This window comes from Streptococcus huangxiaojuni, from assembly GCF_040930515.1.
In the GTDB taxonomy this organism is placed as follows: Bacteria; Bacillota; Bacilli; order Lactobacillales; family Streptococcaceae; genus Streptococcus; species Streptococcus huangxiaojuni.
This window is the reverse complement of record NZ_JBFQEG010000011.1, coordinates 56,517-67,781: the sequence shown is the minus strand read 5'-3', so window position 1 is coordinate 67,781 and position 11,265 is coordinate 56,517. Positions and strand designations below refer to the sequence as shown.

General features: G+C 40.6%; 9 protein-coding genes and 1 pseudogene. 8 read left to right on the top strand and 2 right to left on the bottom strand.

Annotated elements, in window-relative coordinates:
• A pseudogene (locus AB3329_RS07415) lies at positions 1-242 on the top strand (IS110 family transposase); the annotation flags it as partial.
• A gap of 348 nt (positions 243-590) precedes the next feature.
• On the opposite strand, the gene AB3329_RS07410 reads toward AB3329_RS07415, so the two are convergent.
• Both AB3329_RS07410 and AB3329_RS07405 read right to left on the bottom strand, forming a co-directional pair.
• Positions 591-1,052, bottom strand: a complete 462-nt coding sequence (locus tag AB3329_RS07410) for a CAAX protease (protein WP_368395195.1) — start codon at positions 1,050-1,052, stop codon at positions 591-593.
• 198 nt (positions 1,053-1,250) lie between these two features.
• Complete coding sequence (locus AB3329_RS07405) at positions 1,251-1,445, bottom strand: helix-turn-helix transcriptional regulator (RefSeq protein WP_368395194.1); 195 nt, start codon at positions 1,443-1,445, stop codon at positions 1,251-1,253.
• Positions 1,446-1,975: 530 nt separating this feature from the next.
• Here AB3329_RS07405 and AB3329_RS07400 point away from each other — a divergent pair.
• The 7 genes from AB3329_RS07400 (at position 1,976) to AB3329_RS07370 (ending at position 11,182) form a co-directional block, all read left to right on the top strand.
• Complete coding sequence (locus tag AB3329_RS07400) at positions 1,976-2,944, top strand: ribose-phosphate diphosphokinase (protein WP_368395192.1); 969 nt, start codon at positions 1,976-1,978, stop codon at positions 2,942-2,944.
• 145 nt (positions 2,945-3,089) lie between these two features.
• Entirely contained in the window at positions 3,090-4,265 is a 1,176-nt protein-coding gene (locus AB3329_RS07395; protein ID WP_368395191.1) for a pyridoxal phosphate-dependent aminotransferase, read from the top strand.
• Complete coding sequence (recO, locus tag AB3329_RS07390) at positions 4,255-5,022, top strand: DNA repair protein RecO (RefSeq protein ID WP_368395189.1); 768 nt, start codon at positions 4,255-4,257, stop codon at positions 5,020-5,022. The genes AB3329_RS07395 and recO overlap by 11 nt, the downstream gene beginning before the upstream one ends.
• Positions 5,023-5,187: 165 nt before the next feature.
• Positions 5,188-6,186 carry a phosphate acyltransferase PlsX gene (plsX, locus tag AB3329_RS07385; protein WP_368395187.1) on the top strand — a complete coding sequence of 333 codons (999 nt, stop codon included), beginning with the start codon at positions 5,188-5,190 and terminating at the stop codon, positions 6,184-6,186.
• Between the two features lie 25 nt (positions 6,187-6,211).
• Positions 6,212-6,454 (top strand): acyl carrier protein, encoded by a 243-nt coding sequence (locus AB3329_RS07380; protein ID WP_368395203.1) that lies wholly within the window; start codon positions 6,212-6,214, stop codon positions 6,452-6,454.
• Positions 6,455-6,578: 124 nt separating this feature from the next.
• A complete protein-coding gene (purC, locus tag AB3329_RS07375; protein ID WP_368395185.1) occupies positions 6,579-7,289 on the top strand; it encodes a phosphoribosylaminoimidazolesuccinocarboxamide synthase in 711 nt (236 codons plus the stop codon).
• A 167-nt stretch (positions 7,290-7,456) separates the two neighbouring features.
• Entirely contained in the window at positions 7,457-11,182 is a 3,726-nt protein-coding gene (locus AB3329_RS07370; protein WP_368395183.1) for a phosphoribosylformylglycinamidine synthase, read from the top strand.
• The last annotated feature ends 83 nt before the right edge of the window (positions 11,183-11,265 follow it).

Here is an 11,265-nt window from a genome sequence, read left to right as displayed (position 1 = left end):
CTGACCTTGTCAAACGAGGCAATCGCTATCTCCGTTATTACTTAGTTGAAGCCGCCAACTCGGTGAGGCGCTATGATGACGAATACAAAGCCTTTTACAAGAAGAAGTATCAAGAAGTTCCTAAACATCAACACAAACGAGCCATCGTCTTAACCGCTAGAAAATTTGTGCGTCTGGCGGATGCGCTACTACGCAACCGCCAACTCTATACGTCACCAAGGAGGCCTATGGAAGATAGCTAGTATCTGCACATGTCCTTGGTCAAGCTAGCGAAAAATGTCATTTTTCGCTAGGTGTTTTTAGTGCGCCCTAGTTTACTGAATGTCAACTAAAGTTTTGACAACTTTATCTTGACTTTTTACCACTAGACTTTCATAAAGATACAAAGCCCGTTTAAAAAACCGTATGAAAATGGCGATAAGCCAGAAATCTTTGATTTGGTAGGCGCACCCCTGCCAAGACGACTAGAAGGGTGCGGTCGGCCGCTAGGATGACAAAGCTTTCAGACGGCTACAGTTTTTCTAATCAATTACTATTACAAAGCATGGTGTGTACCCTCTTTTTCACTAGGATTTTAAGTCAAGGACGGTTTAAATAATTTTACTGATAAGCCAATGTAAAAAGACAAAACCAAAAGTCAGCAGGTATACTAACGTAATAAGCAAAATATCATAAGTTAATTTAATATCTGCAAACGTTGATAAAATAAGCAAAAGAAAGGTTATCAAGGTTAGCAGCTGTAAAGTTAATTGAGCAGAAATGCTGGTAATTGTTATATTACGTTCATCAAAAACGTCAATATACATGCGGTGCAGTTTCTGCGGATGATGATAAATCCATTGAAAATTTAAGCCTATAATGAAACTGCTAACAATTATTCCAACAACCATGCCCTTGGCAAAACTGCTGCTTAAATTGGCATGCCTGAGAAAAAGAATTCCTAAAAAGCTCAGACTTAATGAAGCAAAGCTGATCCTGAAAATGTTTTTTCTGAAATCATTTTCAGTTATTTTTTTACCTAATCTATTTGTTATCATCAATTTTAGCAACATTCTTATATCTCCTTCTAATCTACTGTGCAGAAATGGGATAGCAAAAGTACTTCTTATAAAGTAACTGTTTTTGCTCCCAGATTGTTTTCTATTGTCAATATCTTTTTGGAAGGCAAAGCCATCATTAAGCGCAACTGTTATTTTTCATTTGGAATTAGATTTTTGCCTTAAAAAGTTTTTATAGAGCTATTTCTATATTTATTCTTCAAACAGAAAGACTTCTTCAATTGTTTTTCCGAAAAATTGTGCAATTTTATAGGCTAATTCTAAAGAAGCATTGTAGCGTCCTTTCTCCAAAGAAATAATAGTTTGTCTGGTGACCTCAACAGCATCAGCTAATTCCGCCTGGCTAATTTTGCTGGCTTTGCGCAGTTCTTGAATTTTTGTCTTCATTTTTCTCCTTTCAATAAGATACAAAGCCTGTATAAAACGCAAAGTAAAAATAGGAGACTGACCGCTGAGTGATTAAAGACTCAAGGGAAGTCTATCTTTTTTACATAGCGTTTAGGGCGTGTTCAATTAATAAGATACAAAGCCCGTCTAAAGCTTACAGCAAAAACAGAAAAATTGAAGAATCATAAGACTCATAAATCGTCGGTGTTTCCTACGATTGTGCCTAAAGAGTTTAGGGGTGATTCATTCTAACAGCTGTTATTATTAGTTTAGACTAAATGTCAGGTTTCCTTTACATTTTAAGTAAAGTATATTTTTTAAAGCAGCCGATTATTTGAACAAAACAGCCTTAAGTATACTGTTTTTTTGTTCTTTAACTGATTCTCGGTTTGGAAGCTTTTTACTGATAAATAAAATAGCTGTCAGACCGGTGAGAGTTATTGGAATCTTATTATTGCTTTTTAGTTTCATTTGAAAAAATGATTAAAAAACGTTAGAATGATAAGGGATAAATTTTTTGGGAGGAAACCATGTCTTACTCTGATTTAAAATTGTTTGCACTGTCGTCAAATAAAGAATTAGCAGAAAAAGTTGCTTCGACAATCGGGATTGAACTTGGGAAATCAACGGTTCGCCAGTTTTCAGATGGTGAAATTCAGGTGAATATAGAAGAGTCTATCCGCGGTCATCATGTTTTTGTTTTACAGTCAACAAGTTCTCCTGTTAACAATCATTTAATGGAAATTTTGATTATGGTTGATGCGCTCAAGCGGGCCAGTGCAGAGACAATCAGTGTAGTAATGCCCTATTACGGCTATGCCCGTCAAGACCGCAAAGCCCGTTCACGTGAACCGATCACATCTAAATTGGTCGCCAATATGTTAGAAGTTGCTGGTGTTGACCGCTTGCTGACAGTCGATCTGCATGCTGCGCAAATTCAAGGTTTTTTCGATATTCCGGTTGATCATCTGATGGGAGCTCCTTTAATTGCAGACTATTTTAATCGCAACGGGCTGACCGGAAAAGATGTCGTTGTTGTCAGTCCGGATCATGGCGGTGTGACACGCGCCCGCAAATTAGCCCAGTTTCTCCAAACACCGATTGCTATTATTGATAAACGCCGAAGTGTTACAAAAATGAATACCAGTGAAGTCATGCATATCATTGGAAAAGTTGAGGGTAAGACTTGTATACTTATTGATGATATGATTGACACAGCAGGAACTATCTGCCATGCGGCAGATGCGCTTGCTGAAGCTGGAGCAACACATGTCTATGCGTCATGTACTCATCCGGTGTTATCAGGCCCGGCTCTTACAAATATTCAAAATTCATCTATTGAAAAACTGATAGTTTTGGATACTATCTACTTGCCTCAAGAGCGTTTAATTGATAAAATTGAGCAAATTTCGATTGCTGATTTGATTGCAGAGGCTATTATCCGTATCCACGAAAAACGTCCTCTCTCTCCTTTATTTGAAATGGATAATGTGAGATAGGGGCAAAAAACAACCCTTTCGGGGGTTGTTTTTATATGCGGGCTGAAATGCTGCTCTTATGACTGGTAATCAGTATTCAGCTGGAAATGCAAATTTTCAGAATTTTTTGTATAATAGAGGTACTTATACTGATGAGGTGAGAAATGTGGACTTAACAAAACGACTTAATAAAAATTTAGATAAAATAGAGGTCTCGCTGATTCGTCAATTTGACCAATCCATTTCTGATATTCCCGGGATGATGAAATTAACTTTGGGCGAACCTGATTTTGCAACGCCGGAACATGTTAAAGCAGCAGCTAAAAAAGCTATTGACGCTAACCAGTCACATTATACTGGGATGAGCGGTTTGCTTGAGCTTCGTCAAGCGGCAGCTGACTTTGTTGAGGAAAAATACCATCTGAATTACAATCCTGAAGATGAGATTTTAGTAACAGTCGGAGCAACTGAAGCTTTATCTGCAGCTCTGACTGCTATTTTAGAGCCTGGTGACAGTGTTTTGCTTCCTGCTCCTGCTTATCCTGGCTATGAACCTATTGTTAATCTTGTAGGTGCTGAAATTGTCGAAATTGATACGACAGCTAATGACTTTGTTTTGACACCGGAAATGCTGGAACAAGCCATTGTAGAACAGGGTGACAGACTTAAAGCCGTTTTATTGAACTATCCTACTAACCCTACCGGTGTCACTTATTCGCGTGAGCAGATAAAGGCTTTAGCAGATGTTCTGAGAAAATATGACATTTTTGTAGTCAGCGATGAAGTTTATTCGGAATTGACCTATCATAAAGAAGCGCATGTCTCAATAGCCGAGTATCTGCCGGGACAGACGATTCTTATTAACGGTTTATCCAAATCACATGCTATGACAGGCTGGCGTATCGGTTTTATTTTTGCACCGGCTCTTTTAACAGCACAGTTGATTAAGAGCCATCAGTATTTGGTGACCGCTGCGGCAACTATGGCGCAGTTTGCGGCTATTGAAGCCTTAACTGTTGGTAAAAATGATACCCTTATCATGAAGGAAGAATATATTAAACGGCGCGATTATATTATTGAAAAGATGTCAGCTCTCGGTTTTAAAATCATAAAACCAGACGGTGCCTTCTATATTTTTGCTAAAATTCCTGCAGGATATGAACAGGATTCCTTTAAGTTTTGCCAGGATTTTGCGCGTGAAAAAGCAGTTGCCTTTATTCCTGGGGTTGCCTTTGGGAAATACGGTCAAGGCTATGTACGTCTGTCTTATGCGGCCAGTATGGAGACAATCAGTACAGCTATGGAGCGTTTGAAAGAATTTATGGAAAATCATGCAGACTAAAGAAACCAAGGGGTTGGTCCTTTACAATCGTAATTATCGTGAAGATGATAAACTGGTTAAGATTTTTACGGAGACAGATGGGAAACGTATGTTTTTTGTCAGACATGCCGAACGGTCTAAGCTGAATTCAGTTATTCAGCCTTTGACCGTTGCCGATTTTATTATAAAGATTAATAATAACGGCCTGTCCTATATTGAAGATTATAAAGAAGTAAGGCTTTATAAGGCGATTCATGATGATTTATTTATTCTTTCTTATGCTTCTTATCTGTCTGCTTTAGCTGATGCAGCTATTGCTGATAATACTGCAGATCCACAGCTCTTTGTCTTTTTGAAAAAAACGCTGGAGTTAATGGATAATGGTCTGGATTACGAAATTCTCACTCATATTTTTGAAGTTCAGATTTTGGATCGGTTTGGGGTACGTTTAAATTTCCATGAGTGTGCTGTCTGTCACAGAGTGGGTCTCCCCTTTGATTTTTCTTATAAATTTTCTGGTTTGCTTTGTCCGGAGCATTACCATGAAGATATTCACCGTAAACATTTAGATCCTAATGTTCCTTATCTTTTGGATCGTTTCCAGAATGTTTCTTTTGAAGAGCTGCAAAGTATCTCAGTTAAGCCGGAGATGAAACAAAAAATCCGACTTTTCTTAGATGATATTTATGATAATTATGTAGGGCTTCATCTTAAGAGTAAGAAATTTATTGATGATTTGGATAAATGGGGCGGCTTGATGAAGGACAGTTTCCAGTAAAAGGACAGCTGTTAAGTTTGTTTCTGAATTTTAAACTGTGGTTTTTTGAAAGAGTCTGAGGTCTGTTTTAGGTGCGGCACTAGTATTCAGACAGACTTCTGGAATTTTTTTAAAATCGTGCTATAATAAAAAAATATTAAAATGGGTGTGTGAGAGGATGTTATAATGAAAAAAATAGCTGTAGATGCTATGGGCGGTGATAATGCCCCTCAGGCTATTGTCGAAGGAGTCAATCGGGCTCTGGCGGAATTTAAGGACATTGAAATTGAGCTTTACGGCGACGAAGCGAAAATTAAAGATTATTTAACAGCAACTGAACGAGTGACTATTCAACATACGGATGAAAAAATTGATTCTGATGATGAGCCGGCGAAGGCTGTACGGCGTAAAAAAAAGGCCAGTATGGTAGTTGGTGCGCAAGCTGTTAAAGAAAAAAAGGTTCAGGCCCTTATTTCTGCCGGAAATACAGGGGCATTGCTGGCAGCCGGTCTTTTTGTAGTGGGACGGATAAAAGGGATTGACCGGCCGGGGCTCTTATCAACCTTGCCAACAGCTGATGGCCGAGGCGTTGATATGCTGGATTTGGGAGCTAATGCGGAAAATACAGCTCATCATCTGCACCAATATGCTGTTCTTGGCTCTTTTTATGCTGAAAATGTCCGATCTGTTGCTAAGCCCCGTATTGGTTTGCTTAATAACGGGACAGAAAGTACAAAGGGTGATCCCCTCAGGAAGGAAGCCTACAGCCTTTTATCAGCAGATAAGACGCTTAATTTCATTGGGAATATTGAAGCCAGAGAATTGATGAGTGGTGTCGCTGATGTGGTTGTAGCAGATGGTTTTACAGGCAATGCTGTCCTTAAAACTATGGAAGGCACTGGGCTGAGTATTATGGGAGTTCTGAAAGAGGCTGTTAAAACCGGCGGTTTTAAGGCAAAATTAGGTGCTTTTTTCCTGAAAGACAGTCTTTATCATTTACGTGATCTTATGGATTATTCACAGGCAGGCGGTGCAGTTCTTTTCGGACTCAAGGCTCCTGTTGTCAAATGCCATGGTTCCAGTGATGCCAAGTCAGTTTATTATACTATTAAACAGGTACGTACGATGTTAGAAACTGATGTTGTCAGTCAATTGACAGAAGCGTTTACATCAAAAGAAGATTAGAAAAGAGAGGGAAACTGTGGCTGTAATGACTAAAGAAGAGATTTTTGAAAGAATCAGCAATATGATTGCAGAACAGATGCATCGAGGAGATTTGGATATCACACCTTCGACCACAATTCAGGATGATTTAGGAGTGGATTCCATCGGTTTTATGGAGTTTGTTGTTAATCTTGAAGATGAGTTTCATTTAGATATTCCTGATGAAGCGGTTGATCAGATAGATTCAATGGGAGAAATGACGGATTATCTTTACCAAAAACTCAGCTAATCCAAAACGTTCGCAAAAAGCGGACGTTTTTGTTTTTCGTTTATCATAAAGTATGTGAAAAGTTGAAAAAGACTTTTTCTTATGTTAAAATTTAGTGGAACAAATAGGAAAGGCGAACAAAAGGATGTCACGCGAATTGATTTATAAGGGAAAAGCCAAAGATCTCTATACCAGTCCGGAAGATGAGGAGTTGATTGTTACGGTTTATAAAGACCAAGCCACCATGCTTAATGGTGCCCGCAAGGAAATTCTTGCAGGAAAAGGGGCTTTAAACAATCAAATCTCATCTTTAATTTTTGAAAAACTAAATGCCGCGGGGATTCGAACGCATTTTATTAAACAGCTGTCAAAAACTGAGCAGTTAAACAAAAAAGTTGCCATTCTGCCTTTAGAAGTTGTTTTGCGTAATGTTGCTGCAGGATCCTTTTCAAAACGTTTTGGAATAGAGGAAGGACTTGCACTTAAAAGACCGATTGTTGAGTTTTATTATAAAAACGATGAGCTTGATGATCCCTTTATCAATGATGAGCATGTGATGTTTTTGGATATTGCTGATGGTGATGATATTGCTTTTCTGAAAGAAGAAACACGCCGTATCAATAATTTACTGAAAAAATGGTTTGAGCAAATTGGTCTTCAGTTAATTGATTTCAAACTTGAATTTGGCAGAGATGCTGATGGAAATATTATTTTAGCTGATGAATTTTCTCCTGATAATTGCCGACTTTGGGATGCTGCGGGCAACCATCTTGATAAAGATGTCTTCCGACGAAACCTTGGCAGTCTTACGGCAGTCTACGAGGAGGTGCTTGAGCGTCTGCAAGGCTTAGTCTAGTTACGGTGTTTTTGAAGAATAATGCGCTGGCTTGTTTTATTTCATCGCTGCTGTGATTTTGTTTTTGGTTTAAAAAAAGTAAAAGATAAGTTTGCTGTCTGTATCTGTATTTTTTAACCGATAGAAAAGCAGCAGGCGTTGATGACTCGATTGTAAAGGGATTTAAAATGGATGAACGTATTTTTGTTGAGAAAAAGCCTCATTTTCAGGTAAAGTCACAGTCACTTGCCAAAGAATTAAGGCATAATCTGCAGCTGGAGAGTTTGACAGATTTACGGCTTGTGCAGGTTTATGATGTTTTCAATTTATCACAGGAATTAACGGCAGCTGCCAAAAAACATATTTTTTCGGAACAGGTGACGGATAATATTTTAACAGAGAAAGTGGTTAAAGAACTGTTTGAAAGCTATGCTTTCTTTGCAATAGAATCGCTTCCCGGTCAATTTGACCAGCGGGCTGCTTCGGCTCAGGAAGCTCTTCTGCTGCTTGGAAGTTCAGATGCGGCAACTGTCAATACTGCTCAGCTTTATCTAGTCAATCAAGATATTGCGGCTGGGGAATTGGCAGCCATTAAAAATTATCTGTTAAATCCGGTGGATTCGCGTTTTAAAGATATTTCAGCCGGCATGGTTTATCCCGACTTTTCAAAGTCCGATGAGACAATTGCCTATCTGGATTTTTTTGCTGCCTATACTGCTGAGGATTTTGCCAAATACAAGGCCGATCAGGGGTTGGCAATGGAGGTTGAGGACCTTCTTTTTATTCAGGATTATTTCAAGGCTATCGGACGTGTGCCGACTGAAACGGAACTGAAAGTACTGGACACTTACTGGTCTGATCACTGCCGTCATACAACATTTGAAACAGAACTTAAAGCTATTGATTTTTCGGCGTCTTCTTTTGAACAGCAATTGCAGGCAACTTATGAGAAATACCTTGCTATGCGTGCGGAATTGGGGCGCTCAGATAAGCCTCAGACCTTGATGGATATGGCAACGATTTTTGGCCGTTACGAGCGTGCTAACGGGCGTTTGGATGACATGGAAGTGTCTGATGAAATCAATGCCTGTTCGATTGAGATAGAAGTAGATGTCAATGGTGTCAAGGAACCTTGGTTGCTTATGTTTAAGAACGAAACACATAATCATCCGACAGAAATTGAGCCTTTTGGCGGTGCCGCAACCTGTATTGGCGGAGCCATCCGTGATCCTTTGTCCGGACGTTCTTATGTCTATCAGGCGATGCGGATTTCAGGTGCTGGTGATATTACAAGACCAATCTCCTCAACCCGGCCCGGCAAATTGCCGCAGCAGGTCATCTCAAAGACAGCAGCACAAGGTTATTCTTCTTACGGTAATCAAATCGGTCTGGCAACAACTTATGTTAAAGAATATTTCCATCCGGGGTTTGTTGCTAAGCGAATGGAACTTGGTGCTGTAGTTGGTGCTGCTCCTAAGAAAAACGTTGTCCGCGAGAAGCCCCAAGCAGGAGATTTTGTTATACTTTTGGGAGGCAAAACAGGGCGCGACGGCATAGGCGGCGCTACAGGCTCTTCCAAGGTTCAGACTGTTCAGTCTGTGGAAACAGCGGGTGCGGAAGTTCAAAAGGGGAATGCTATTGAAGAGCGTAAAATTCAGCGTCTTTTCAGAAAAGGCCGAGTCACCCGTCTCATTAAGAAATCCAATGATTTTGGTGCTGGCGGGGTTTGTGTCGCAATTGGTGAACTGGCTGACGGCCTTGAAATTGATCTCAATAAAATCCCTCTCAAGTACCAAGGACTTAACGGGACTGAAATTGCTATTTCTGAGTCTCAGGAACGTATGTCTGTTGTTGTCAGACCTGAGCATGCAGACCTCTTTATTGCTGAATGTGCGCGTGAGAATATTGAAGCGGTTGCTGTAGGAGTTGTAACTGAGAAACCGCATCTGGTTATGACTTGGAATGGACAGGCTATCGTTGATCTTGAGCGGAGCTTTCTGGATACGAATGGTGTCCGCGTGGCTGTTGATGCTAAAGTGGTGGACAGTGCTGCTGATTTGCCGGAACAGCGTATAACATCAGCTGCTACTCTTGAAAAAGATGCTGTAAATGTCTTGTCTGACCTCAACCATGCTTCACAAAAAGGTCTGCAAACGATTTTTGATTCTTCTGTCGGCCGTTCAACGGTTAATCATCCAATTGGCGGCCGTTATCAGGTGACACCTGCTGAAAGTTCTGTTCAAAAACTTCCGGTTCAAAATGGGGAGACCCGCACAGCTTCAGTAATGGCACAAGGCTTTAACCCCTATATTGCTGAATGGTCGCCTTATCATGGCGGAGCTTACGCTGTTATTGAAGCAGCAGCTCGTTTGGCAGCAACAGGGGGCAACTGGTCTAAGGCTCGCTTTTCTTATCAAGAATATTTCCAACGTATGGATAAACAAGCGGAGCGCTTCGGGCAGCCGGTTGCAGCTTTGCTGGGCTCTATTGAGGCGCAGATACAGCTGGGACTGCCTTCAATTGGCGGTAAGGATTCGATGTCAGGAACCTTTGAAGAACTGACAGTGCCGCCGACTTTGGTTGCTTTTGGAGTAACAACAGCTGATGTTGACAAGGTGCTGTCACCAGAATTTAAGGCTGCCGGAGAGACAATTTACTACATAGCCGGTCAGGTGCTTTCTGAGAATATTGACTTTACCCTTATCAAGGAAAATCTGGATAAGTTCGCGGCTATTCAGGCAAAATACAAGATTAGTTCTGCTTCAGCGGTTAAGTATGGCGGTGTGCTCGAGAGTCTCGCTTTAGCATCTTTTGGCAATCATATCGGTGCCTCAGTGGAAATAGAGGAGTTGGAGCACAGTTTGACAGCACAGCTTGGCGGTTTTATCTTTACATCCGGCGAAGACATTGTGGAGGCTGTTAAAATCGGTGAAACGACTGCTGATTTTAGTCTGGATGTCAATGGTGTTCATCTGTCAGGAACAAGTCTGCTTAAGGCCTTTGAACAGCCTTTAGAAGGAGTTTATCCGACAGAATTTACACAAACTGCCCAGGTGGAAGATTTACCAATTATTCCTTCAAACAATACTGTTAAAGCTAAAGAAAAGGTTGAACGGCCTCTTGTTTATATTCCGGTTTTTCCGGGGACCAATTCAGAATATGATTCAGCTAAAGCCTTTGAAAAAGAAGGAGGAGAGGTCCGTTTGGTGCCTTTTGTAACTCTTAATGAAGCTGCTATTAAACAGTCGGTTGCAGTTATGGTTGACCAAATTAATCAGGCCAACATTCTTTTCTTAGCTGGGGGCTTTTCAGCAGCAGATGAACCTGATGGATCGGCAAAATTTATTGTTAATATCTTGCTAAACAGAGACGTTCGGCAGGCTATTGATAAATTTATTGAGCGGGGCGGGCTTATCATCGGTATCTGTAATGGTTTTCAGGCTCTGGTTAAATCAGGGCTGCTGCCTTACGGCAATTTTGAGGCAGCGCAAAAAGACAGTCCTACCCTTTTTTATAACGATGCTAATCAGCATGTGGCTAAAATGGTTGAAACACGGATTGCCAACACTAACTCGCCTTGGCTGGCCGGTGTCGAGGTTGGCGATATTCATACTATTCCTGTCTCACATGGAGAAGGAAAATTTGTGGTCAGTGCTTCGGAATTTGCCCGGCTCCGCGATAAGGGACAGATTTTCAGCCAATATGTGGATTTTGCCGGCAAACCGAGTATGGACAGCCGCTATAATCCTAATGGTTCCTATTATGCCATCGAAGGAATCACCAGCGAGAATGGTCAAATTATTGGGAAAATGGGACATTCTGAACGTTATGAGAAAGGCCTTTTCCAGAATATTCCGGGAAATAAAGAACAGCTGCTCTTTCGCAGTGCGATTGAATATTTCACTAAATCATGAAAATTTCAATTTTCAGCAGGCGGCTGCTGTTTTTGAAAGCAGTGCTGATGTTCTGCAGCTAGTACTTTTTGGTGTTTTTGTCA